23 protein-coding genes are annotated in these 25,287 nt (G+C 63.2%); 2 read left to right on the forward strand and 21 right to left on the reverse strand.

What is annotated here, in order from left to right; genetic code table 11:
- Positions 1-3: 3 nt before the first annotated feature.
- The 18 genes from pgsA to sat form a co-directional block, all read right to left on the reverse strand.
- Positions 4-588, reverse strand: a complete 585-nt coding sequence (gene pgsA / locus VMX79_00455; GenBank protein HUV85566.1) for a CDP-diacylglycerol--glycerol-3-phosphate 3-phosphatidyltransferase — start codon at positions 586-588, stop codon at positions 4-6.
- Complete coding sequence (gene rimO, locus VMX79_00460; GenBank protein ID HUV85567.1) at positions 581-1,918, reverse strand: 30S ribosomal protein S12 methylthiotransferase RimO; 1,338 nt, start codon at positions 1,916-1,918, stop codon at positions 581-583. Before rimO ends, pgsA begins: the two co-directional genes overlap by 8 nt.
- Positions 1,915-2,601, reverse strand: coding sequence for an outer membrane lipoprotein carrier protein LolA (locus VMX79_00465; protein HUV85568.1), 687 nt, complete (start codon positions 2,599-2,601; stop codon positions 1,915-1,917). The genes rimO and VMX79_00465 overlap by 4 nt, the downstream gene beginning before the upstream one ends.
- Positions 2,582-4,858: a DNA translocase FtsK 4TM domain-containing protein gene (locus VMX79_00470; GenBank protein HUV85569.1), complete on the reverse strand. Its 2,277-nt coding sequence runs from the start codon at positions 4,856-4,858 to the stop codon at positions 2,582-2,584. The genes VMX79_00465 and VMX79_00470 overlap by 20 nt, the downstream gene beginning before the upstream one ends.
- Before the next feature lie 166 nt (positions 4,859-5,024).
- Positions 5,025-5,774 (reverse strand): undecaprenyl-diphosphate phosphatase, encoded by a 750-nt coding sequence (locus VMX79_00475; protein ID HUV85570.1) that lies wholly within the window; start codon positions 5,772-5,774, stop codon positions 5,025-5,027.
- A gap of 156 nt (positions 5,775-5,930) precedes the next feature.
- Positions 5,931-7,823: a sulfatase gene (locus tag VMX79_00480; GenBank protein ID HUV85571.1), complete on the reverse strand. Its 1,893-nt coding sequence runs from the start codon at positions 7,821-7,823 to the stop codon at positions 5,931-5,933.
- Positions 7,824-7,832: 9 nt separating this feature from the next.
- Entirely contained in the window at positions 7,833-9,668 is a 1,836-nt protein-coding gene (locus tag VMX79_00485; protein ID HUV85572.1) for a sulfatase, read from the reverse strand.
- Between the two features lie 65 nt (positions 9,669-9,733).
- Positions 9,734-11,587 carry a sulfatase-like hydrolase/transferase gene (locus VMX79_00490; protein HUV85573.1) on the reverse strand — a complete coding sequence of 618 codons (1,854 nt, stop codon included), beginning with the start codon at positions 11,585-11,587 and terminating at the stop codon, positions 9,734-9,736.
- A 73-nt stretch (positions 11,588-11,660) separates the two neighbouring features.
- Entirely contained in the window at positions 11,661-13,037 is a 1,377-nt protein-coding gene (locus VMX79_00495; GenBank protein ID HUV85574.1) for an alkaline phosphatase family protein, read from the reverse strand.
- Between the two features lie 60 nt (positions 13,038-13,097).
- Entirely contained in the window at positions 13,098-13,448 is a 351-nt protein-coding gene (locus VMX79_00500) for a HEPN domain-containing protein (protein HUV85575.1), read from the reverse strand.
- Positions 13,438-13,779 carry a nucleotidyltransferase domain-containing protein gene (locus tag VMX79_00505; GenBank protein ID HUV85576.1) on the reverse strand — a complete coding sequence of 114 codons (342 nt, stop codon included), beginning with the start codon at positions 13,777-13,779 and terminating at the stop codon, positions 13,438-13,440. Before VMX79_00505 ends, VMX79_00500 begins: the two co-directional genes overlap by 11 nt.
- Before the next feature lie 14 nt (positions 13,780-13,793).
- On the reverse strand, positions 13,794-14,183 hold the full coding sequence (locus tag VMX79_00510; GenBank protein ID HUV85577.1) for a HEPN domain-containing protein: 390 nt from the start codon (positions 14,181-14,183) through the stop codon (positions 13,794-13,796).
- Entirely contained in the window at positions 14,155-14,514 is a 360-nt protein-coding gene (locus VMX79_00515; protein ID HUV85578.1) for a nucleotidyltransferase domain-containing protein, read from the reverse strand. The genes VMX79_00510 and VMX79_00515 overlap by 29 nt, the downstream gene beginning before the upstream one ends.
- 164 nt (positions 14,515-14,678) lie before the next feature.
- Positions 14,679-15,446: an ion channel gene (locus VMX79_00520; protein HUV85579.1), complete on the reverse strand. Its 768-nt coding sequence runs from the start codon at positions 15,444-15,446 to the stop codon at positions 14,679-14,681.
- A gap of 147 nt (positions 15,447-15,593) precedes the next feature.
- Positions 15,594-15,884: a nucleotidyltransferase family protein gene (locus VMX79_00525; protein ID HUV85580.1), complete on the reverse strand. Its 291-nt coding sequence runs from the start codon at positions 15,882-15,884 to the stop codon at positions 15,594-15,596.
- 93 nt (positions 15,885-15,977) lie between these two features.
- The gene (locus VMX79_00530) at positions 15,978-16,316 is read right to left on the reverse strand and encodes a DUF86 domain-containing protein (GenBank protein HUV85581.1); all 339 of its coding nucleotides are present in this window, start codon (positions 16,314-16,316) and stop codon (positions 15,978-15,980) included.
- Positions 16,306-16,596, reverse strand: a complete 291-nt coding sequence (locus VMX79_00535) for a nucleotidyltransferase family protein (protein ID HUV85582.1) — start codon at positions 16,594-16,596, stop codon at positions 16,306-16,308. Before VMX79_00535 ends, VMX79_00530 begins: the two co-directional genes overlap by 11 nt.
- A gap of 25 nt (positions 16,597-16,621) precedes the next feature.
- Complete coding sequence (sat, locus tag VMX79_00540) at positions 16,622-17,782, reverse strand: sulfate adenylyltransferase (protein ID HUV85583.1); 1,161 nt, start codon at positions 17,780-17,782, stop codon at positions 16,622-16,624.
- Between the two features lie 262 nt (positions 17,783-18,044).
- Here sat and VMX79_00545 point away from each other — a divergent pair, with 262 nt between their 5' ends.
- Entirely contained in the window at positions 18,045-19,847 is a 1,803-nt protein-coding gene (locus VMX79_00545; protein HUV85584.1) for a peptidyl-prolyl cis-trans isomerase, read from the forward strand.
- A gap of 67 nt (positions 19,848-19,914) precedes the next feature.
- Here the strand turns inward: VMX79_00545 and VMX79_00550 are convergent, their stop codons facing one another.
- Entirely contained in the window at positions 19,915-20,808 is an 894-nt protein-coding gene (locus VMX79_00550; protein HUV85585.1) for a hypothetical protein, read from the reverse strand.
- 408 nt (positions 20,809-21,216) lie between these two features.
- On the opposite strand from VMX79_00550, the gene VMX79_00555 reads away from it, so the two are divergent.
- Entirely contained in the window at positions 21,217-23,013 is a 1,797-nt protein-coding gene (locus VMX79_00555) for a peptidylprolyl isomerase (protein ID HUV85586.1), read from the forward strand.
- Between the two features lie 93 nt (positions 23,014-23,106).
- Here the strand turns inward: VMX79_00555 and VMX79_00560 are convergent, their stop codons facing one another.
- On the reverse strand, positions 23,107-23,967 hold the full coding sequence (locus VMX79_00560) for a hypothetical protein (GenBank protein ID HUV85587.1): 861 nt from the start codon (positions 23,965-23,967) through the stop codon (positions 23,107-23,109).
- Positions 23,968-24,173: 206 nt separating this feature from the next.
- Positions 24,174-25,034, reverse strand: coding sequence for a hypothetical protein (locus VMX79_00565; protein ID HUV85588.1), 861 nt, complete (start codon positions 25,032-25,034; stop codon positions 24,174-24,176).
- Between the last annotated feature and the right edge of the window lie 253 nt (positions 25,035-25,287).

Raw genomic sequence — 25,287 nt, forward strand, 5'->3', positions numbered from 1 at the left:
TCCCTAACGGACGAAGACGTCCGCCAAGACTTGTCGGTTCTTCCAGAGGTACCACACGCCCGTGATGAGCGTTAGCACGACCGCGACCCACAGCGTGAACGTGATCGCGCCGTCGACCACCGGGTCGAGGGCCCCCGGCCACTCATTTCCCAGCCGGTGGGCCGCGACCGAGTGGCCCAGTATCCCCGCGATGGCCGCCATCTGGAACGCGGTCTTCCATTTGGCGAGGGTGGTGGGGTAGATGTAAATGCCCTTCGCGCCGGCCACGGCGCGGAACCCCGTTATGACCAACTCCCGGACGACGATGGCGAGGACCATCCACAGCGGGACCGCGCCCAGGCCGGCGAAGCTCACCAGCGCCGTAACGACGACGACTTTGTCGGCCAGCGGGTCGATAACTTTACCGAAATCGGTTACGCAATCGAGCCGTCGCGCGAGGTAGCCGTCGAGGATGTCGGTGGCGATGGCGCCTATGAAGATGAAGAACGCCGCCGTGTGGTGTGCGGCCGAGTTCGAGAGCAGGAAAACCAAGAATACGGGCGCGGACAGAATTCGAAGCAAGGTGAGTAGGTTGGGCCAATTAAGCACGGCGCGCCCCCCGGGCCGCGCGCGCCACGAGCTCGTAGCCTTCCCAGCCGGCGATTTCGACGCGCGCGAAACGTCCCGGCGTAAGCTCCCCGGCGTCCGGGATTAGCGTGACGGGGTCGCCCTCCGGCCCTTGGAAGTACGTTCGCCCGACGGCGACCCCTTCCGGCGTAACGCGGTCGACGAGAACGTCGAAAGAGCGGCCGCGGAGCTCGCGGTAGAGCTCGGCCAATACGTCCTGTTGACGCAGCATCAGCTCCTCGCGCCGCGCGGCCGCGGCTTCGCGCGACGGCCTATCCGGCAAGGAGGCCGCCGGCGTCCCCTCTTCCGGCGAGAACTCGAAGACGCCGACGTGGTCGAGGCGCGCCGCCCGGATGAAGTCGGCGAGCAGCTCGACGTCGTCGTCCGTCTCCCCCGGGAAGCCGACGATGAAGCTCGTGCGGAACGCCGCGCCCGGGACCGACGCGCGCACGTGCTCGAGCCGGGCCAGCGCCTCCTCGGGCGTCCAAGCCGGCCGGCCCATGGCCTGCAGGAGATGGGGCGCGACGTGCTGGAGCGGGACATCGACGTAGTTGACGACGGCCTCGACGTCGGCGAACGCGCCCAGCAGCTCTTCCGTCAGCCGCGCCGGGTGCAGGTAGAGGACACGCAGCCACGGCACGCCGGCGCCGTCGAGCCGCCGCAGCAACGCCGCCAGGTTCAGGCCGCGGCCCAGCTCCTCGCCGTAGCGGCTCGAGTCCTGCGCCAGTAGTATAAGCTCGGCTACCCCTCGAGCCGCGGCGTACTCGGCCTCGCGCACGACGTCGTCGGCGTCGCGCGAGCGGTAGGGCCCGCGGAGCCGCGGGATGGTGCAGAAGGAACAGGGGTGGTCGCACCCCTCGGCGATTTTAAGAAACGATACGTGCGGCGCGGTAAGGCGGGGTCGCTCGGCGACGCCGGCCAGCGGCGGCCGGGGCCGGCCGACGTCGATTACGCGCCGGCCCGACGCGGCTTCGCGTACCGCGTGCGCCAGCCGGGCCGCCGCGCCCACGCCCAGTACGACGTCTACCCGTTCGAACTCCCGGGCGAACGCGTCGGCCGCGAGTTGCGGCCAGCAGCCCGTCACGGCCAGCGTCGCGTCCGGTTTTATGCGCCCCGAAAGCTCGGCCAGTACCCGGCGTCCCTCGTCGCGAGCGGGGGCTATGAAGGCGCACGTGTTCACGAGGACGACGTCCGCGGCCTCTTCGTCCGGCGTCAATTCGTACCCGTCGGCGAGGAGCTCGCCCACCGCTACTTCGGCGTCGACCAGGTTCTTGGCACACCCGAGACTTATGACGGCTAGCGTCCGGCTCACGGACCGTTTTGTTCGTTCACGTCGACGATTTCGACCCCCGGCGGGACGTCGAAGGAGAAAAGGCTCGCCGGCAGGCCCGGGTTGAATTCGTACGCCGAGAACCGGTACGACGTGGAGTTGCGGGCGGCATCGTAGAAGTCGGCGCGCACCGCGACGAGGCGTTCGCGGTCGATCCACATCCGTATCTCGGGGAACGGCGCCGGTTCTCTCTTGGCGTCGAGGTGGAGCTCGTACGTCCCGCCGCCGGTTTCGGCGGCCAGCGCGACGTCGTAGTCGGCCGATAGGTTGTCGAGCGCCCGGGGCAAGTCGGCCAGGTACGAGAGGCCGGGGCCGGCGTAGCGGAGGACCTGGGTGCCGCCGGGGATGTAGACGTACATGTACTCGCCGTCGAAGACGATGGTCTGCTCGAGCGGCTCGCGGAACTCGACGCGCACCAGGTTCGGTTGGCGCGAATAGAGAACGCCGGCGCTCGAGGAGGTCTCGCCCAGGTGGGGCGAGGAGGTCGCCACGACGACGTCGGCCCGGAAGTCGTCCAGCGCTTTGTACCGTTTGGTGACGCGGGCGAGTAGCTCGTCGGCGCTTATCGACGGCGACGCGTCGTAAGGCCAAACCGCCGCGGTCGGAGCCGCGGCGTTCGCGACGAACCAGCATAGGAACGCGAATTTATATAACGTCTTCGCCACCGGGCCCCGGTCCTGCGTCTTCCAATTCATCCAGAGATTTAATGAGCACTTTCCGGCCTTTGGGGCCCTCGTCGGGTCCGACGATGCTGCGGAGCTCCATAACGTCGATCAGGCGGCCGGCGCGGGCAAAGCCGATGCGGAAGCGGCGCTGCAGCATCGAGACCGACGCTTTCTTTTGCGAGACGACGAGGGCGACGGCGTCGTCGAAGAGCTCGTCCTTCTGCTCGAGGTAGGTTCCGCCGGGCGCTTCCGCCTCGTCGGCGACCTCTCGTACGGACGTTAAACCCTGCGGCGCCGGCTGCTCGGCCCAGAACTCGACGACGCGGCCGACCTCGTCCTCGCCCACGTACGCCCCCTGAATTCGTTCCGGCTCGGCGGCGCCGGTGGGGAGGAACAGCATGTCGCCCTCCGGCAGGAGATGTTGCGCCCCCGTGCGGTCGAGGATGGTCCGGGAGTCCACCTGCGACGAGACGCTGAAGGCGATGCGGCTCGGGAAGTTGGCCTTGATGACGCCGGTGATGACGTCTACCGAAGGCCGTTGCGTCGCGACGACGAGATGTATCCCCACCGCGCGCGCCATTTGCGCCAGGCGGACGAGCTGCTCCTCGACCTTGCGCGCCTTTTCGCGGACCATCAGGTCGTTGAGCTCGTCGACGACGACGACGATGTACGGCAGCGGCCGGCCCTCTTCCCCGTCGGTTCCCGCCGGAATCTTCTCCGCCAGTTGGCGGCGGCCCTCGTCCGCGGCGAAGAGTTTATTGTAGGCTTGGATGTTGCGCGCGCCCACCGCGGCGAGGAGTTTGTAGCGCCCCTCCATCCGCCGCACGACGGCCTTGAGCGCCCTCACGGCGTCCTCCATCTCGGTGAACAGCACCTGGTCGTAGCGCCGGTGCGGTACGTCCCGGAAGATCGAGAGGTCGACTTTTTTAGGGTCGATGATGAGGAATTGGACTTCGTCCGGCGTCGACGTCATCAAGAGCGACGTTACGACGGCGTTCAGGAATATGCTTTTGCCCGAGCCGGTGGCGCCGGCGACGAGGAGGTGCGGCATCCTGGTGAGGTCCGCCGTAACGACCTGGCCGTCGTGCCGCCGCCCGAGGGGCACGGTCAGCTTCGAACGTTGGACCTCTTTATAAAAGGCTTTGGTGCCGAGCAATTCGCGCAGGCCGACGCGGGAGGCCACCGGGTTGGGGACGTCTACCGCGACGGCGCCGCGGCTGGCCAGGCTGGTCACCGTTATGCCGGGTACGGCCATGTTGCGGGCCAGGTCTTCCTCCAGCGATTTCATGGCGCCGAACTTTTGCCCGGGCGCGAGCTCGACTTCGAAGCGGGAGACGCGGGGGCCGACTTTTATCTCGCGGACGCGGCCTTCGACTTTGTAGGAGGTGAGCGCGGCCTCAAGCCGCTTTTTGCAGTCGGTGAGATATTCCCGGGAGACCTCCTCCTTGGGCGGCTCGGGGGGTGCCAGGAGGTCGCGGGGAGGTAGTTTGTACGGGTGGGGGGGCCTGCGGCGGGGCGGGGGGGCGGCTGCGGCCCGCGATTCGGACGGCGGCGGCTCGAGCGGCTCGAGCGCCGGTTCCTCGACCAATTCGGTTCCGGCGGGCGGTGCCGTTTCGACCTCGACCTCCTCCTCGTAGAGCTCGCCCTCTTCGCGCCGGAATATGGGCGACGCGCCGCGAGCCAGCCATTTCGCGAAGCCGGCCGCGGCGTTTAGCAACCTTTTGGGCGAGACGCCGGCGACGGCCCACGCCGCGGCGACGACGAGCGCGGCTGCCGCAAGTACGAGGCCGAATACCCTCCCGACGGCGAACGTGACGGCGTTGCGGAGGAATAGGCCCACGGCGCCGCCCCGCGCGACCGCGGCCGCGAAGGTCTCCTCGCCTTCGCCCCCTACGGCGAGCGCCAACAGCGCCGCGCCCAGGAATACGGCCAGCATGAAGACGATGAGCCTGAACTCGCGCGCCAGCGATACGCCGCCGCGAAACTGGAAGAAAGCCCACAGGCCGAAAAAGACGGGGAGGGCGAAAGCCGCCCGCCCCAGCGTCTCGAGCAGCCAGAAGGAAAGCCACGCGCCGGCGATGCCCAGTCTGTTGTGGATCGGTTGGCCGGCCGAAGCCAACCCCGTGGGGTCTTCGGCGTCGTGGGTCGCCAGGCTCGTCGCGCACGCCGCGGCGACGACGACGAGAACGACGCCCAGTAGTTGACGGCCGTACTTGAATCCCGATTCCGTCTTTTTCTTGCCGCTTCGTCCGGCCATAATTAAAGCGCTTTGCAAACGCGCGTGTTGTCGGCCCTTGTAAGCGCGACCGGCGACGCCTCGGCGTCGCGCCGGTTAAACCGCCGCCCGTCGCCGGGAATTAGCTTGGTAGAACCGGCCCGGGCCGCCGTTTGGTCTATGCGGCCCGCGCTTCGCGAGGCCGGTATTATATCAATAGGGCGAACAGGCCGAGGGCGGCACAGTACGCGCCGAACCAGGCGAACCCGCGGCCTCGAGCCGAAGCGAGCACCACGTATATCGCCGCCAAACCCGCGACGAACGCCACGCCGAACGCCAGCGCCAACCCGGTCCAATCCCCTTGAAACGCCCTTATCTTCGTTGCCTCCAACGCCGCGGCTCCCAGGATAGCCGGCACCGAGAGGAGGAAAGAAAACGTTGCCGCTTCGGCGCCGGCGAGGCCGACGAGCAAACCGGCGACGATCGTCATCCCGGACCGCGAGACGCCCGGCGCGATGGCCAGCGCTTGGGCCGCACCCACCGCCAGCGCCGCGGCGAAGGCCATGTCCGCCAGCTTCGCGTCGCCGCGTCTTACAAACGACGACGCCGCCAGGACGCCGCCGGTGAATAATAGCGCTGCGCCGACGGCGCGGCTGCTTTCGAATAGGAGCTCGATTCGGCCCTCGAGAGCCAGGCCGACGACGGCCGCGGGTAGCGATGCCACCGCTATGAGCGCCACGAACCTCAGCCAACCCCGCCCCCCGCCCGAGGCCGCCGAGAAAATCTCCTTCAAGCGTCGTCGGAAATAGACGAGGACCGCGAGGGCCGTCGCGACGTGCAACGCCACCTCGACGACGATACCCGGCGCGGCAATCCCTAAATATTCCTGGGCCAAGACGAGGTGCCCGGACGACGAAACCGGCAAGAACTCGGTCAAGCCCTGGACCAGGCCCAACACCGCGTAGCGTAAGTATTCGGGCGTGTCAGACTCCTTTTCCTATTTTCGAAATACTATCAACTCCGCTTGTCGAAGTCAATAAGCAATAAAACTTTTGATATCTAAAAGGGATGTGGGTGTCTCCCGCCGGGATAAAGCCGCGGTTGAGGGGTTAGGTTATTGTACGTAGCCGAGGGCACGCAGCTCGGCGGCAAAGTCCTCGTCAAACTCGGCGACTTCTTCTCGGGAGACGGTCTCTTGCCACAACGAGAGCGCTACGAACAAAGCGTCGGCGAGGGAAGACCGCGACAACAACGGGTCGTTCTCTTCCGGGTCGAGGAGTAGGTCGTAAAATTCGCCCGGCCGGGACCCGCCGTCGTGCGGTAGTATCAACTTCCAGTCTCGCCAAAAGACGCAGTCGCGCCGTTTCGGCTTGTAGTCGGGCGACGCCCCGAACTTGCTCCCGGCGTATATCAGCACGGCCTCCTCGCCCGGCGTCCGCAGGAGGCTTCTTCCTCGCATGTTGGCCGGCTTCGCAACGCCTGCGACGTCGAGTATCGTCGGCCCGAGGTCGAGCAAAGTTACCGGGTCCTTGAAGTCGCCGGCCGGCTCGCCCGGGACGGCGACGAGCAGCGGTACGCGCAGGACCGTTTCGTATACCGACTTGCCGTGTTCGTACGTTTTGTGCTCCCAAAACTCCTCGCCGTGGTCGGCGGTAACGACGACGACCGTCCGGCCGCCGGCGGCCAGCCGCGCCAGAATCGGTTCCAGCAGGTCGTCCATGAAGCGGCACTCGCCGTCGTAAAGGCGGTGGTACGCCGGCGCCCGCGTTTTGACCGCCGGGCGGTAATCGTTTACTAGTTCGGCGTCGGCGCCGCTATAATACCCCGGCGGCGGCGCGTACGGTGCGTGCGGGTCCATGAAGTGGGCCCATACGAATCGGGGCCGGCGTCCTCTCGTAGACGTCACGGTTTCGAGTTCGCGGGCCAGCCGTCGGCTGTACTCGCACGTCGGCGTCTTATTGAGGACCTTCCTGAACGCGGGGCCGTACCAGTTGGTATCGTAGAAGCGGACGAGGCGTAATAGCGGCCGGTCCTCGGCGTAGTAGTAGTGGTCGAAGCCGTCCACGACGTACGAGAACCGCTGCAAGAGCCGGTTGGCGTTTAGGGCGTACGTGTCGTACCCGGCGGCGTAGAGGAGGCGGGCCACGGTGGGGGGCCGGCGCACGGGCGCGAGTAGGTGCCGCCGAGCGTGTACGTCGGCGTACTCGCCGGTGAAGACGGAGCCCATCGAGGGGATGGTCCAGGAGGCCGTCGCCCGGGCGTTGCGGTACGTTACGGCGTGGCGTTCGGCGAAGGCCGCTAAGTTGGGCATCAATTCCCGGTTAAATGCGTCGGCGCGCCAGGCGTCGAGTACGACGAGCACTATATCCGGTCCGGGCGCTACGGGCCTGAACCGAGGCGCCGTTACGTGGTAGCCGACTAAGCCGGCGAATAGCAGGACGCCCGCCGCGCGGAACCACCGGCCTACTCGCGGCAGCCGCCGCCCGAGGGAGCGGAAGAGGAAACCCAACGCCGCCGCCAGGGGGATGGCCCCCGCTAAAAACACCGCCCAGTACGCCGCGAAACCTACCGGGTCCCGGACGTCGAACGAGAGGAACCACCACTCGAACTCAAAACGTGCCGTAAGCGCGAGGACGAGCCACCCGGCCTCCGCGGCGACGGCAAGGGCGACGACGGCCGCGGCGCGCCAGCGCGCGCTCGAGGCGACGTTCTTCTCCCGGTTTACGGCGGCCGCGGCACTCCACGCGAGCAGCGAGGAAACGGCCGTTACGACCAGGTAGAACAAGGACCGGGTTAACGCCGACTCCCACAGGTCCAAAGGCCGCCATACGCCGCGCACGCCCCATACGTGGGTAATGAGGGCTTCCGCGGTACCCCACAACGCGGCTACCGCGGTGATGAAGGTGAGAGAATGCGCTTTTTTTAGCAGCCTCGCGGCGACGCTAAGCGGTTTAGTTCGGATATAAAAAGGAGCCTTTATCCCGGCACCCTCGGTTCGGACGTGCATAGCTGACCTTTACTGTACGTAACCCAGCGCCCGGAGGTCCGCGGCGTCGGCGAAATCCGCTGCTCGAGCGGGCTGCATACCTTTGGGCTTAACCGCCTTCTTCCACTTTTCCAACTTCGCGCGTAGCGCTCGGGCCACGTCGTCTTCCGGGAGCCCGTTGCGCTCGCCCGGGTCTTGCTCGAGGTTGTAGTACTCGCCGGCCGCGTTCATCTTCCAGTGCTCCAGACTTAGCTTCCAAGGCCACAGTACGACGGCGTCTCGCCGCGGCGGTTGGTAGTCTTTCCGGTCGGTGTAATCGCTGCCTATGAAGATTAGTTTGTTTTGGCCCTCCCGGGGCGTCCCGGCGAGCGGCCGCCCGGGCATATCCGCCGGCACGTCGACGCCGGCGAGGTGGAGGAGCGTCGGCGTCAGGTCTATGAGGCTGGTGGGGGTGTCGGTCACGGCCGGCCCGCGCCCGGGTACGGCGACGATTAGCGGTACGCGCGTAACCGTTTCGTAGACCGACTTGCCGTGGCCGTACGTGTAGTGCTCCCAGAACTCCTCGCCGTGGTCGCTGGTTATAATCACGACCGTGTTGTCGGGGTCCGGTATCGCCTTGAAAACCCGCCCCAGGACGTCGTCCAGAAACGCGCATTCGCCCTCGTAGAGGCGGTGGTAGGCGTCGCCCCGCTCGCGCAGGTCGGGTTTATGGTCTTTTATGAATTTTTCGTCCGCGGGGTCGTAGTAGCCCGGCGGAGGGTTGTACGGCGCGTGGGGATCCATGTAGTGTACCCACAGAAAGAACGGCCTGCGGCGCGGCTTGGCGAGGTACGACCGCGTAAGCCGCGTGATGGTGCGACTCGTCTCGGGCCGGTATCTTTTACGGGGAAGGTATTTTTGGCGAACCGGCCCGCAACACCAGTTGGTGCTGTAAAAATGTATCGCGCGGAGGCGCGGCCGCCAGTCCCAGTATATAAAGTAATCGAAGCCGGTGGTAATGGGCGTGTAGTGCTCCAGGACGACGTTGCCCACGACGGCGCCGGTATCGTACCCGGCGCCGCGCAGGTGCGACGCCGCCGTGCGGTGCAGGTCGCGCGAGGGGCGGGGCCACAACCGCGTCGCGTCCGGATAGTGGCCCGTAAAGCACGCCGCCATCGAGGGGTACGTCCACGGCGCGCACGCCCACGCCCGTTCGTAAACGACCGCGTTTTTTTCCGCGTAGGCCGACAGCTTGGGCATGAGGTCGGGCCTGAAGGAGTCCGCTCGCCACGCGTCGAGTACGATAAACAAGATGTTCGGGCCGCGCGGTACGGGGCGGAGGGCGGGGACGACGAAGTGCGCGGCGACGAGAAGCGCGAAGCCGGCGACGCCGACGACGCGCAAGACCTTCCCGGCCCGCCGCCACCACCGCTTTCCCGCAGCGCGCCGGGCTAATAGGACGGCGAGGCCTATGCCCAGAACGGCGAACGCGAGCCAATACTCGAAGAACGGCGCCGGCTCGCGGAGGTTTACCGCCAAATCGCCTATTTTAACTTTGCCTTTGCGGAAGAAGCCGATGACGAGCCAACCGACGTTGGACGTAATCAACGCGGCCACGGCCGCGGCGGCGCCCCACCGGCGAGCCGTATCCAGCACCCATCTGCCGGATAGGAGCTTTACGACGCCGGATATTACCAGCGCCGCGACGCCGGCGGCCGCGGAGAGCACGCCTACGGTGAAGCAGTAGAACACCGCGCGCCGGTACGCCGATTCGTAGACGAGGTCGCCCCACCACGTCCCGGCGGGGTGCCAGAAATAGTTGAAGACGGCCTCCGCCGCGCCCCAGAAGAACGCCAGGGCCAGGACGAATGTCGCCCACGCCAACACACTCTTTAACGTTTTAATAACCACGCGGTAAATCTTTTTTCCGTGCCGGCCTGTTGAAATAGTAGCTATTGGATATACCCTAGGGCCCGGAGGTCCGGCGCGGCGGCGCCTCCGTATTCGGGGTACCGACCCGTGCGCCTTACGTTACGCCGCCACACCCGCAACGCCTTGCGGAGGCGCCCCGCAGACTTATCTTCCGGTAGCGGCCTCAGCTCGCCGGGGTCGGCGGCGAGGTTGTAGTATTCGCCCCGTCGCCCGGGTTTTTGGTGAAACAGGATAAGTTTATAAGGCCAAATGATTACGGCGTCCCGGCGTTCCGTTATACGGCCGCGGAGCTTAAGGAAACAGCCCCCGATGAATACGGGCCGACGGTCTTTAACGACGTCTCCGTCAGTCGTTAAAAACGGCCGGCCCTGCATCGTCGGCGGCGGTTCGTAACCGCTGAGGGTGAGGAGCGTGGGCGCGAGGTCCACCAAGCTTACGGGCGTGTCGACCACGGCCGCGGCCTTAGCCGGTAAAAAGACGAGGAGTGGGACTCGCGTTACCGTTTCGTAGACCGATTTTCCGTGGTAAAAACCGTATTCTTGACTGTGTTCCCAGAACTCCTCGCCGTGGTCGGCGGTTATTATCGTAATGGTATCGGGCTCCGCGGCAAGGCGCGGGAGGATAGGTGCCAACAGGTCGTCCACGAACCGACATTCCCCCTCGTAGAGGCGCTTGTTGACGTGCCGTCGCCTTCTCAAGATCGGACGAAAGTCCAAAATATATTTCTCATCGTCCGGTAAGTAATAACCCGGGGGTGGCGTATAGGGGCCGTGGGGGTCCATATAGTGGACCCATAGAAAATATGGCCGCCGGTGAGGACGCGCCAGGTACGTGCTGAGCATACGGCTGAGGATCCGGCTGTCCTCGGAGATCCGCTTCCCGTGAAAAAGGCCTCGGACGGCCGAGCCGTACCAATTAGTGTCGTAGAAATGGATCCCGCGGAGGAGAGGCGACCAATCCGAAAAGTAAAAGTCCTCAAAACCTTCCGTTGTCGGGCTGTCTCGGTTGAGGACGCGGTTCGCGGAGAAGGCCGCGGTCTCGTAGCCGGCCTCGTATAAGATCTGCGCCAGCGTGGGGTTGCGTTTATCCGAGTCGGCGCGCCGGCGGAACTTGTGCGTGTCGTGGTATTGACCGGTGAACGTCGTCGTCATCGCCGGCAGCGTCCACGTGCCGTTGGTCCACGCGCGCTCGAAGTATAGGCTTTTTTCCCGGCTGAACGAGTATAAATTGGGCATCAGCTCCGGCTGCAACGTATCGGCCCGCCAGGCGTCGAGGACAATGAGTATGATATTGGGGCCGTAGGGCCGCGGCCGCAGCATTTGAGTTGCGTGGTGCGTGACGACCGTCGCGAGAAAAAGCGCCGCGCCCGCCACCTGGAGGTATCGCGCCGTTATCCTCGCCCAGCGTCTCCTCCCCAACGCGAACGCGAGGGCGACGGCCACTGCCGCCCCCGCGAGCGCGAAGAACCCCCAGTACTCGAAAAAAGGCGCCCGTTCCTGTATGTCCAGTTTAAAGAGGCCGACGTCGAGTTCGTACGAATCGATTAAGCCGAGGACCAGCCACCCGGCGTTAGAAGCTATGATCGCCGCGAGGGCGACCGCGCCGCCCCACCGGCGGCGGGCGGCCTTTACCGGCCGGCGCCGGAGCCGCCGTATTAAGCTCCCGACGGCGACGACTACGAGGCCGGCGGCCGCCACGACTACGGCGTAGAAAACCACGCGGTTGTACGTCGAGGGGAGCCAGAGGTCCGTCCGCCACACGCCCTTGGGCGGCCAGCGGTAGTTGATAAAAGCTTCCGTCGCGCCCCAGAAGAACGCGGCGGCGGCGACGAACGCCGCCCACGATAACAATTTCCTAAGTATTCTGGGTAACATTAATTAAAAGGGACGCCGGTACCCTGCGTCCCTGCGCGTAATTAAAACACAATTCCCGCGCGAAGGCAAATTTTTAACCTAGGGCCTTCCCGATCATTTCCGGCGCCGGCTCGAGGCCGAAGGTTTTTAGCACCGTCGGCGCGACGTCGTAAATTTTAAGGTCGTCGCGGCGGCTCGAGACCACGCCCGGCCCCGCCCAGGCGAAGATGCCGAATTGCGAGTGGTTGGCGTCGTCGGGGCCGGTGTCGTTCTCGTGGACGTGGACCGTCGCGTTCCCTACCGAGCCGATGGAACGCCAGTCGAGGTCGCCGAAGTAGACGATGAGGTCCGGCGCGACGTTGCCGACGACGCGGTAGAGCTCCTCCGGCCTGAACGCCCGGGTGCCGATGTTGACGCCCCGCTCGTCCGTTATGGCCTCGAGTTTCTCCACGAGCTCGGTGCGCACTTTCTCGTAGTCGCCGGCGGGGATAGTGCCCTGGGGCTCGCGGCCCGCGACGTTTAAAAAGCACCGGCCGTAGTAGCCGCCGTCGCCCCAGGCCCGCGTCTTCTCCCAGTCGACGAGGTCGTACTTGAACTTCGTGCGCTCAGTCGCCGGCTCCTTGAGCACCAGGTAGCCCTCTTTTATCAGCCAGTCGTTGAAGCAGATGCCGCCGACCATGCTCTTGATGCCGTGGTCGGAGACGATCATAACGTGGGCGTCGTCCGGCAGCACCTCCAGGAACTCGCCGACCTTGCCGTCGAGGTAAACGTAATACTCTTTCAGTTTGCCCTTGTAGCGCGGGTCGTCCTCGTAGTTGGGATGCGTGGGGTCGAAGTACTTCCACATGCCGTGGTGCAGCCGGTCCGGCCCCATCTCCACGAACATCAGGAAGTCCCACGGCTTGTTGGTCGCGAGCCACCGCGCGACGGCGAAGCGGTTGGCGGTCATCTTCCACACCTGCTCGAGGAGGTAGTCTTTGTCGCCGGTGCGGAAGTCGCCGACGTCGATGATGTACTCGCCGAACTCTTTTATTATTTCGCCCTTGAGCGAAGCGGGGTAGGTGAACTCGCTGTCGGCGTCGGGCGTGAGGAAGCAGGAGATGAGGTGGCCGTTGACCGGTTTGGGCGGGTAGGACGGCGGCACGCCGACGACGATGACCTGCTTGCCGGCGCGGCCCAGGATATCCCACGCCGCGTCGACGCGGACCGCCTGCGAGTTGGCGAAGAACAGGCCGTCGTAGGAGTGGTCGCGGCGGTTGCGGAAGCCGTAGAAGCCGAGCTGGCCCGGGTCCCGCGACGTCATCATGCACATCCACGCCGGGACCGTGATGGCGGGGATGGTGGACTCCAGCGGCCCCCAGGTGCCGCGCTCCACTATCGATTTGATGTTCGGCAGCTCGTCCAGCCATTTGTCGAAGACGAGGACCGGGTCGGCGCAGTCGAGGCCTATGATAGCGAATTTAGGGGGCATCGTTTACCTCGGGTGTTCTTCCGTTATCGTAAGTTTTCGGTGACGATTTTTATACAGGCTTTAGCCGTTTTCACAGCTTTCAAAACGTCTTTTCGAGAAGGGAATTCCGCTTTCGGTAAGCCGTTGACGGTATCCGGGTAACGTAGGGGAACGTAATATTTCGACAGCTTTTTCAGTTCCGCTGCTATGGCCGCGAATTCCCCCGCGCCGGCGAGCCGGGTCAACTCCACATAAGTTATGGGTTTTTGGGATGGCCTTGCCTTTCGCTAAGATAAACGCTTTTAACGCTTTTTCGGCCGCTTGCTGAGCGTCAATACAGGCGTTTACGTAATATTTTAGACTAATCAGGCCTTGAGCCGCGCCGAGGTCCCTTCGCGCGAATTCGAGCCACGCTTTTTCTTCATCTTCCATAAATAACGCGCCCCTTTGCGAGAACTTCCTCCCGGAAGAACCGCCTTTTCTCGCACAACGCCGCGAACTCCACGGGCGTATAGACAAAAAAATCTATGCCAACGTGGGGGTCAGTTAGCGTTATAACGTCGTCCAGCCGGTCGAAGAACTTTTTGCGCGTTTTTTTTATAACCACCAAATCAATATCCGACCACTCGCCGATTTCGCCGGTGGCGAGCGAGCCGAAGATGATTACCTTCTCCGCGCCGTACTCGTCTATGAGAAGCGGGAGGACGCGGGCGAGCTCCGCCTCCAGCGCGGCCTTCCGTTTTTTGTGTGCGGCGGTAATCATAGGTAAACGCGCCTTCAAGATTTGACGATTGCGATTATAGTTTCGGTGATTTCTTGCGCCCGGGCGAGCGCATTTCGCGCTTCGTTCTCGTCCGAAAACCACGATGGCTCGTCGCCCCCGATCAAGTCCGGGTAACGCGTAGGGATATAATACTTATTTAATACGTCGATAGCGTCGCGGTATGACGCGAGCGCGGCCTCTTCCAATAGTACGAAAAGTTCGGGAAGGTTGTGGGTTTTAGGTACGGTTTTACCGCGATACAAAAGAAGGCCCTTGAGCGCTTTTTCGACCGCTTGTTGCGGGTGGAAACACGCGTTCGCGTATAGCTCCCCCTCGAGCAACTTTTGGCACGCGCGGAGTTCGCGTTCCGCGAACTCAAACCACGGCTGCCATTCCGGCGTCATACACCACCCGCCCTTTCGCGACTACCTCTTCCCGGAAAAACCGGCGCCCCTCGCTCATTCGCTCGAACTCGGCCGGGCTATAAACGACGACGTCTGCGGCAAGCCGCGGCCTGGTGAGTCTCGCGACGTCGTCGATCCGGTTCATGGATTTCGTCTCCGTCTCTTTTATGATTACTAAGTCCAAGTCCGACCACTCGCCGACCTCCCCCGTCGCGAGCGAGCCGAAGATGATTACCTTCTCGGCGCCGTACTCGTGGATGAGGAGCGGGAGGATGCGGGCGAGCTCCGCCTCCAGCGCGGCCTTGCGTTTTTCGTGTACGGCGGTAATCATAGCGAAGGGCGCCCCTCGAAGCGCCCTCCATAATAACCCACGGCGCGCGGCCGGTCAACGGCTACAACGACGCGCCGGCCCCCTTCGTCCACGCCGGCGCGGTATCGGGCCGGTTAGAGGCCGGGTCGGCGCGGTCGAGGCCGATTACGGCTAATTTGGGGTCGCTATTCATCTTCAACTCCGTCAGGTTCCTTGTCGGCGTCGTTCTCGTGCCCGTGGCGCTTTTCCTCGAGGCGCTCCGCTATCAATGTACCCACCAGGCCGCCGACGAGGACCGCGACGTACAGGACGCCTATGACCGACTCGAATACCGCCAATACCTGGGCGAAGTGCGTGAGCGGCGTGATGTTGCCGTAGCCGAGCGTCGTTAACGTCGCGAAGCTGAAGAGGACGAAGTCGGAGTAGTCGACGAGGCTGTTAGGATTGGTTTGTTCGCTTATGTGAAAGGACCCGGGTTGGAGCATCTCGAGCCAGAGGTACAACATCGTGAAGAAAAGGCCGATGAGGATGTACGCGCTTACCGCGCCCGATAGCTCGTCGACCGTAATCCGCCGGTAGCGGCTTATCCGCGATAGTACCGCGACGATGGCGAAGCCGTAGAAAGCGGCCCACCCCGGGACAATGACGACTTTCAGCGCCGGGTTTTTAAGGTATAGAATATCAAACCACGAAAGGCCCGCGAACAGCGAGAAGGCCGCGGCCACGGGTATGAATTCTTTCTTCTTTCGGCAGACGGCGTAAATCGCGAGCAAGAGCGCCGCCGTCTGGAATAGGTTGAAGACGCTGATGATGGCTGGTTTGTGGACGAAGAACGGATACGCGATCATAAGGGCGACCAGGACTATAAGCAGCCAGATGAGCCGGCCCTCGTGCCAGCGCTCGGGGTGGCGGGCTTTCGAAAAAATTCCGGTTTTCCGCGACGTTTTTCCCATTTCGCCTACGTGGCCGCCTTGGTATTTACGAACGCGACGGTTAAAGGGTTTACTTCGCCGCCTCCAGCAACAACTTCGCTACCTCGGGCCGGGTGAACTCGGGCCGCTTCGGCCGCTTCGATCATATGCCGCAACCGGATGCGATCGTCATCGCGCATATTGTTCTACCGCCGCTGCCAGGACCTCGTCCCGGAAGTATCGGCTTAAGTCCCCGGCTGTCCGCAAATCCGCTTTACGTCCAATTAATTCGGAAAGTTCCCGCTCCATACCGGCGAGTCTTATAAGACCCGGAACGTGTCCCGGTTCGAACTCAACCAGGAAGTCCACGTCGCTGTCGGGGCCGAAGTCCTGGGTCAACGCCGAGCCGAAGACCGAAAGGCTCGCGATGTGGTGCGTTCGGCAGAAAGCTGCGATTGGTTCTTGGGGTAATTCTATCATGACCGTACCCTCCGGAGGCCACGCTTTAATCCGCCGCTTTCGCCGCCTCCAGCAGCAGCTTCGCTATCTCGGGCCTAGTAAATTCCCGCGGTATTAGCCTTTATTGGCCGCGGCCTTAAGCGCCGTGATGAGCGGCGGGAGTTCTTCTTTTACCGTCCGCCAAACGATATCCAAGTTAACGTCGTGGTAAGCGTGTATCAACCAATTCCGCATGCCCACGATATCCGCCCACGGTACGGCCGATAGTTTTTTACGTACGTCCGGCGAGACTTTGTTCGCCGCCTCGCCTAGTACCTCTAACGCGCGTAAAACGGAGAAAGCGAGCATCTGGTCGGCACCGAAATCGTCTCGTGTTTTACCGGCCGTGAACTTGGTGGCCGCTTCGGCCGCTTCGATCATATGCCGCAACCGGATGCGATCGTCATCGCGCATATTGTTCTACAGCCGCTGCCATGACGTCGTCCCGGAAGTATCGGCTTAAGTCCCCGGCTGTCCGCAAATCCGCTTTACGTCCAATTAATTCGGAAAGCTCGCGCTCCATACCGGCGAGTCTTATAAGACCCGGAACGTGTCCCGGCTCGAACTCAACCAGGAAGTCCACGTCGCTGTCGGGGCCGAAGTCCTGGGTCAACGCCGAGCCGAAGACCGAAAGCCTCGCGATGTGGTGCGTTCGGCAGAAAGCTGCGATTGGTTCTTGGGGTAATTCTATCATGACCGTACCCTCCGGAGGCCGCGCTTTAATCCGCCGCTTTCGCCGCCTCCAGCAACAGCTTCGCTATCTCGGGCCGGGTGAATTCCACGGGCGGCAGCTTCCCTTCCCGCAGCATCTCGCGGACCTTCGTCCCCGAGAAGAAGACGTGGTCGTCCTTGCCGTGGGGGCAGGTTTTGGTGGAGGCCATGTTGCCGCACTTCGTGCACCAGAACGCGTGGTCGAAGAACAGGGGCGTTATCTCGAGTTTGGCCGGGTCGAACTCCTTGAATATATGATGGGCGTCGTACGTGCCGTAGTAGTCGCCGACGCCGGCGTGGTCGCGGCCTACGATGAAGTGTGTGCAGCCGTAGTTCTTGCGGACGATGGCGTGGAAGATAGCCTCCCGCGGCCCGGCGTAGCGCATCGCCGCCGGGTTGACTACCAGGCACACGCGGTCGGCGGCGTAATAGCCGTCCATCAGGGCTTTATAGCACTCCATCCGGACCTCGGCCGGAATGTCGTCGCTCTTGGTCGCCCCCACGATGGGGTGTATCATCAGGCCGTCGACGATTTCCATCGCGCACTTCTGCAGGTACTCGTGCGCGCGGTGGATGGGGTTGCGGGTTTGGAAGCCGACGACGGTATCCCAACCCTTCTCGTCGAACATCGCCCGGGTCTCGGCGGGTGACAGGCGGTACTCGAGGAAGCGGCGGTGGGGAATAGGCCGCGGCAGCGTTACCGGCCCGCCCAGCAAGACGTCGCACATGTTGAGCGTGGCCTTAACGCCCGGGTGGGCCTCGTCGTCGGTCCGGAAGACGGCGACGCAGCGTTCGCGCTTGTCGTACGTGTACTTCTCCTCCACCGTCATCACGGCCAGGACGTCGCCGCCCGGGCCGCCGGTCAGCGCGACCTCCTCGCCGAGCGCTATTTCGTCGGCGACCTCCGGGTCGACGCCCAACGTGATCGGTATGGTCCAGGGGAGGCCGCCCGCGAGGTGCATATCTTTGACGACGGCCCGGTAGTCGGCGCCGCTCATGAAGCCATCGAGGGGGCTAAGGCCGCCGTTGCCGATCATTTCCAGGTCCGAGGTGGTCCGCTCGTCGATGGCTACTTTTTTAAGGGCGGCGGCGTGCGCCAACAGCTCGCCGGCCCGCTCGGGCGGTACGATGCGGTTTATCAGCTTGCCGCCGTGGGGGGCGATGGTCATCGGAACCTCTCTTGTTTGATAAGGAGCGAAGTGTTTAAAATAATTCTTTAAATATAACATATCGGCCCTACCCGGTCAAGGAGACGCCTGCCGGCGGCGCTGTTCTCGTATTCGTTTTTAATATAGGACGACGATTTCCGGGTTAATTATAGGACCGCCCGATTACGGCGGTTTATTGTCGCAGCGCGGCCGATATGGTAGACTTGTTACAATAATCACCGCCGATAGTATATTCCCGTTCCGCTTACCGAGGAGTATTCGAATGTTGACCAAACGGGCTTTGGAATTATGGGCGTCGACGGCGTTGGCGCTTATCGCCGCCGGCTGCGTACCCACCCACGACGAGGCCGTCGCCATCATAGACGGCGAGCACGAGATCACGGCCGGCGACCTCGAATATTACTACGAGCGCGGTTTGGCCGTTGGCCAGTGGTCGGGCGAAGAGGACCTGGGGCAGACTTTGCGCGACATCCTGGAGGCCGCTATAGACGGCAGGGTCCTGGAGCTCGAGGCCGAGCAACGGGGTTACGCCGACGAGCCGGTTATCCAGAAGGACCTCGCCGCGGCGCGGAGCCTGGCGCTCCGCGACTACATGCGGCGGCGCATCGAAGACGCGGTCGTCGTAACGGACGCCGAGGTTCTGGATTTTTACCAAAAGAGCGGGAAGCGGCGGATGTATTCGTTCGTCGAGGCCGAGGACCCCGCCCGGGCGGAGGAAGCGTACCGGGCGCTCGAGGCCGGCCGGCTGTGGGAAGACGTGGTCGAGGAGTATTCCACGTTCCGGGGGTACACCGGCGAGGGCGGCGCGTGGGACGCACCGGTGGAGTACGCCGGCGACGAAGGGAGCGAAGCGCTGTTCGCGTTGGAGGTCGGCGAGTATACGCCGCCCATCGAGGATACCGGGGGCGTTACGTGGCACATCTACCGCTGCGACAAGGTAGTCCACGGCTCCGGCCTGAGTTTCGACGAGGCCAGGCGCGATATCGAGTACGCCGTCAAGGCGCGCAAGACGCGTGAACGGTTCGACAGCCTCGCGCGCGGGTGGCGCAAGGCGGCGCCCGTAAAACGCGACGACGAGTTGTGGCGGAAGGTATTCGAGGCGCCGTTCGCCGAGCTCAGGGCGGAGTACGCCGGCAAGGGCGCGGTCCTCTCGGACGCAGGGGGGGTGCCCGTTTACTTCGACGACGTCCTTTCTACGGTGGAGAAGTTCATGCTATTGCCGCCCGACGAGGTGGACCGGATGCGCGAGCTCAAGCCGTACCGCTACGAAGCGGTTTGGAACGACGCCCTGTCCCGATTCGAGGACGAAGCCCTTCTGGAATACCGGGCGTTGAAGGAGGGTGTCGATAACCTACCGTCCTTCCGCCGGGAGATGGCGGCGCGCCGCGGCGACATGCTGATAGATATCCTCTACCGAGAGCAGTTCCTATCCCGTGTCCCGGAGCCGTCGCCTGAGGAGGTCGAGGCGTTTTACGAACGGCACAAGGAGGACTTCTACACCCCCGAGCGGGTGGAGGTCTACCTCGTCGCCATGCCCGACCGCGTCGAGCTCGAAGGTTTCTACGAAGAGGTCGAAGCCGGCGCGGACCTCGTCGTCACCGGGGAAGCGCGGAACCGCGCGCGCGAAAAAGTGGCGCAAGAGCTTTATGAGCTCCCGCCGCCGGCTCCTCCCGAAGAACGGGAGTGGCTGGGCGTCGTCGCGATAACGGTGGACCCGGCGCAGGCCAACGCGCCGTCCGACCCGCCGTTTGCGGCCGAGCTCCGGCCCCGGGTGTTTCCGTTCGAGGGGCTCAACGTACTCAGCGACGTATTCCGATTGAGCGACGGCCGATGGGCGTTTTACGAGCCGATTTACCGCCAGCCGCCGCTGCGGCGCGGCCTCGACGACCCGGAAGTGGCGTTTTATTGCGGCAAAGCCGTCTTCGAAGAAACCGTCAAGTCTCCCGAAACGTCCGCGGCGGCGGAGGAGTGGATACGTTCGCTGCGCGCGCGGCACAAGGTAACCGTCGACGACGCGGCGTTGGCGCGGGTCGCCGCGGCGCTGCGCCGGCGTTCGCGGCCTTAGGCCGGAAGGCTTTTACGCAAATGAAAAAGGCCCCGCGGATGCGGGGCTTTTTACCCGGAAGGCTTTCCTAGCGGTAGAGCGACTTCACTTTACCCAGGCTGACGGGGACGACGACGGCGGCGCCGCGGGCTTCGACGTCGAATTGCGTCGCGTACATGCCGTCGTTGGTATACCAGCAGCCCCATACCGCCGCGCCGTAGACGCCCGGTTTGGAGGAATCGCCGTAGGCGAGGCCGTTGCCGTTGTTCGCCGGGACGGTCCAGGTCCGGATGAGCAACCCCCCCGGGAACGTCGTCATGCACATCGGTTGCCTGGCCGTCCAAGAGCAAGCTACCAGGTACGGGCCTTTCCCGTTGTTACCGCGGTGGGCGTACGCCGCGCCGCCGACGGTAGTTATGACGCCGGGCCAACCGGCGCAGGTCCACCGGCCGGCTCCCGCGCCCGCGGTCGTATAACGATTGAACTTGCCGACGTCGGAGGAACCGTTGACGTAGTAATAATTCCCGTCCCAAAAGCAGTTCAAGGGGTAGGGCGACCCTCCGACCGAAAACTTCGTTACGGGCGAACCGCCCGTGGTTCGGAAGACGTAGAGCTTTCGGGCGTCGGCGTCGACCACCGACAGGTATCCGAACCCGAGGTGCGCCGGGTCCGCGCCGCGGGGTTTCAACGTCCCGTTCAAAGCGAACGAACTTACGCGTGCGCCGCCGGGGGTGAAGCGATAGAGGTAGTCCGTACCGGAGGTGTACATAGCGCCGTACACGTACGACGGGTCGCGGTAGACGCCGAGCGCGAACGGTTCGGCAAGCGGCGACATCTTGAACGAGCTGATTACCGAGCCGATGCCGTCGGCGGGAGGCGCGGCGGCCGAGGGCGTCCCGCCGCCGCTCAACGCCACGGGCGGCCCGGCGTAAACCGCGCTTGCCAGAAACGCGGTAACGCCTATGTAAACTAATCCCTTCACACTAAGAACTCCTTTCGGCCGTAATTTTAACGAACTCTCCGTACGTAATAACCTTCGGACTAAGCCGCGCTTCGTATCGTGCGTCGGCGCCCGTTTATTTCGATTCGGTGCCGGCCGCGGCGTCTCCGTTCACGCCGGCAAATGCCCCACCCGTCGCTACTACCGCTAGCGCTAAGTATTTTAATTTGTTCATCGTCCCTCCAATTGTTCGAAAAATTTATATCGCCTTAGCGATTGCATTTTATCACGGCCCCGTATTTTTTTAATAAATAAAAATGCGCCGCACAAAACCGAAGCTGAGTTGTATGTGGTCCCCGGGTAAACCTTGATTCGTGAGGAAATTATGTGTTATATTAACCTCTGATTTTTTACCCGTCGCGACATCCGCGGCCTTCAAGGGGTGAGCTGGTGGAAAAATTAAATTTTTGCGTTATTTTCGCGGTGGCGGCGTTTTTGGCGGCCGCCGGGCCTTGCCTCGCCGTCGTGAACGACGCCGTCGCCACCGTCGACGGCGTACCGGCCGTTACCGTAGCCGACTTGATTTATTTTTACCGAATAAAGGCCGGCGAGATGCCCTCTACCGGGAACGACGTCGAAGCGAGGGCGAGGGACATCCTGGAGAAACTGATTACGGCGGAAATTTTGGAGATCGAGGCGGCCGCCCGCGGTTACGACCGCGACGCCTCGCTTGCCGCCAACCTCGACGCTTTCCGGAGTTCGGCCCTCCGCGAAAAAATGTGGCGGCGGGCGGAAGCGGGCGTGACGGTTACGGAAGACGAGGTCGTCGATTTTTATGACAAAAACACTAAATGGCGCATGTATTCTTTCTTCGAATCGGATGAGCCGGAAACCGCGGCCGAGGCCTATGAGGAGTTGAAAGCCGGCGTACCGTGGGAAGAGGTAGTCCGAAAATATTCGGCCGACGAGTATATCGCGGAGACCGGCGGGGCTTGCGAGATGCCGTTACCGTATACGGGGGATAATGCAAGCCGCGCCGTTTACGACACGCCGGCCGGTTCCTTTACGCCGGTGGTTGAGGACGAGAGCGGTTTGAAGTGGCGCATCTTCCGCGTCGACAAGGTGGTCCACGGACAGCGGGGTACGCTCGCGGAAAGGGAGGAGGAGATAAGGACCGCGGTCGGAAAGAGGAAGGCCGGAGTCGCGTTCGAGGCCGGCGCGGCGGAATGGCGCGAGGCCACGCCGGTCAAACGCAATCTCGACGTATTGAGCGCCGTCCGCGGCGGGCCGATGGTGGATGTTCGGGAGGAATACTACGGCCGGGGGTTGGCTATATCGCGGTGCGGCGACGTTCCCGTCCTTTTCGACGGGTGGCTCGATTCGACCGAGACGTTGTTGGGGGTGGGCGGCGAGGCCACCGACCGTTATCGCCGGGAGAACCCTATCTTGTTCGACGGTATACTCTCCAAAACTTTAGAGGACCTCGAGAATTGGGCGCTGGCCGAAAATGAGGCGTTGCGCCTCGGCCTGGACAAAGACGACGATTTGACGCGCGAGTTGGCGAAGAAGCGCGCCGACTACCTTATATCGGCCCTGTACGAGCGGGACCTGCGGCCGCGGCTACCGTTCCCCACCGAGGAAGACATAGCGCGTTTTTACGGGGCCCGCGAGGAAGATTTTCAAAAGCCCGAGGTGGCGGAGGCGTACGTCGTTCTAATGCCGGATGAAGGTAAGCTCCGCGCTTATCACGCCGAGGTTGAGGCCGGCAAAGACCTCGTCGTTTCGGGCGAAATATACAAGAACGAGAAGAGGCGGGCCGAAACGCTGTTGGAGGAACAACCCCCGGTGCTCCCCCCGGAGAAGGAAGAATTTTTGGGCGTCGTCAAGATCGCGCGGGAGCCGGGGGCACTCGGCGACGAGGCCGCCGCGCGCGACGCCGAACTCGCGAAAGAGCTCCGGCCCATAGTATTTCAATATAAGCTGGAGGAGCTAAGTCGGGTTTTTCAGCTGAGGGACGGCCGCTGGGGTTTCTTTAAGACGATTTATTACCGGCCTTTTGAGCAATTGACGTTGGAAGACCTTCACGTCGCGCGGGCCTGCCGCCGGCGCGTGGAGGAGGAAATTATTAATAGTCCTCAGGTGGTCGAGGAGACCCGCGCCTGGCTCGAGGAGTTGAAGGCGGGCCACGCCGTATCGGTCGACGACGAGGCGTTCGAGGCCGCGGTCGCTTATACAAGGAGTCGTTAAAACGACTCCGATTTTTCCTACGGCGGCGATAAAGAAAACGGCAAAAAAAAGCCCCCGAACGGGGGCTTTTTCACTAAACTTTTCTCCTGGTTATTACTTGAAGAGGGTCTTGATCGCGCCGAGGCTTTCGGGTGCTATGGTCACCAATCCTTCGATGTCGTATTCGTAAAGCCTCAAAGTGGGGCTGCGCAGCTCCCATACGACCCAGGCACCATTCACGCTGGACTTGCCACAGTCGCCGCCGCAGCCGTTGGTCTCGGCCCCGCTCCAGGACGCGATTACGGAACCGGTGGTGGTGCAGATGGCTTCGGTCGTGGCGCCGAAGTTGCTCGCCCAGATGTACGCGCCGCTCTCGCCTTTGGCGGCTTTCGTATAACCCAAAGCGCCGACGTATGTACCCATGCCGCCGATCACGATAGTGCCCGTAAGGGACCCGACGGTGGAGTATTTGTACGCGCTCGTCCTCATGGAATAACTGTTCGCGTAGTAGCAACTGGCGTCCGGGTCATACGCGAGGTTCATCGGCCACGAACCCATCGACGAAGTATTGAACGAGCCTGCCACGGAGCCGGTCGAGTGGTTCATAAACGCGACCGTGTACGGCGAGTTGGCTTTGAGTATGGCGTAGTAGCCGGTGCCGAGGTGGCAGCGGCTCGAGTCGCGCCATCCGCTTCCCAAGGAGATGTTGTGGCTCCGGATCAGGCTGCCGGCCGTGGTGCAGACGTACTGCGGGTTGTAGTACGTGTTGACGATGACGTACCCGCCGGTCTCCAAACACCCGCGGCCGTTAACGCCGGCCGGCGTAGTCCACGATTGGATGATCGAGCCCATAGCGTCGTTGCTCGTGATGGGGCCGGGTGCACTCCCCGGGATGCCCGCGGTATCTTCACTTACGGCGCCGAACGCCGCGCTCGCGACCAGCGCCGCAAGGCCTACGTATACTAATCTCCTCATTACTAATCTCCTTTCTCCTACCGTTTTAAATATTGTCCTTCTATAGCTAAATACTAACCGTAAAGACTTCCCTTGTCAAGGAAAAAAATCGTGGGCCTTTTCGGGGACGGGGCTAACCGCGGGTTATCCGTTACCGTTTCCGGAGCGGCCGTACGACGTAAACGCGTCGCCGGCTCGAGTAACCGCCGCGGTTACGCGCGGCCCCTTCAGCGATATAGCGATTTAATCCTACCGATACTCGCCGGCGCGACCGCGGGACGGGAGCGGGCGGCGACGTCGAACTCGAGCGCGTACTGCGACGAGCCCGTAAACCAGGCCGCCCATACCGCGTCGCCGTAGGCGGCGGGCAGGGAGGATTTGCCGTAGGCCAGGCCGTTGCCGTTCTCGAGCGGCGGCGTCCAGGTCCGCACCAGCGAGCCGCCGGGGAACGTCGTCATGCACATCGGCTCGCCGCCCAGCCAGGAACAGGCGACGAAGTACGGCCCGGGGGCGTTGTTGCCGTGCTCGGCGTGGGCGGCGCCGCCGCAGTACGTCATGCCTTCGGGCCAACCGACGCAACTCCACGTGCCGGCGGCGGCGCCCGTCTCGCCGTAGCGAGCGAATTCGCCGAGGTCGGACGGGCCGTTTACGTAATAATAGCTGCCGTCCCAGAAGCAGTTGAGCGGGAACGGCTTGCCCGCCACCGGAAAGGACGCCACCGCCGGGCCGCCCGTGACGCGGGATATAAATAGGTGTCGCTTCGTCGCGTCCACGAACGCCAAGTATCCGGCGCCGATGTGGGCGGGGCACGCGTCGCGCGGCGTCGACGTCCCGTTTAAGACGTACGAGCTTACGCGGGCGCCGGCGGCCGTGAAGCGGTAGAGGTAGTTTTGGCTCGAGCCGTGTATCAGGCCGTAGACGTACGACGGGTCGCGATAAATCCCGAGGGCGTACGGCTTCGCGACGCCCGTCATCCGAAACGAGCTGATGACGGCGCCGAAGCCGTCGGCGGCCGGCGCGGCGCCGTGAGTCCCGCGGCCCGCCGTCACCGCGTCCGGCGCTACCGCGAACGCGGCGCTCGCCGCCAAAACGCTAATACCGGCGTATTTTAAGTATTTTATCCCGTCGTCTCCTGTTTGTCCTAAAACCGTTAAAGGTCGCGCGTTTAATATTCTAAACGCGGAAGCGGCCGTTGTCAAGAAGAGAAAAGGGCGCGAACGTCGCGGCGGCGCGGGTATTTCTGCGCCGGCCGGGGCGTTAATTTCGCCCGGAGGAGTAAATATTTCGGCATTATCCGGCCCTCATTTTTGACGGCGGCGTTTTTATCGGCTATAATTTTGA

The organism is bacterium (genome assembly GCA_035529855.1).
In the GTDB taxonomy this organism is placed as follows: Bacteria; RBG-13-66-14; B26-G2; order WVWN01; family WVWN01; genus WVWN01.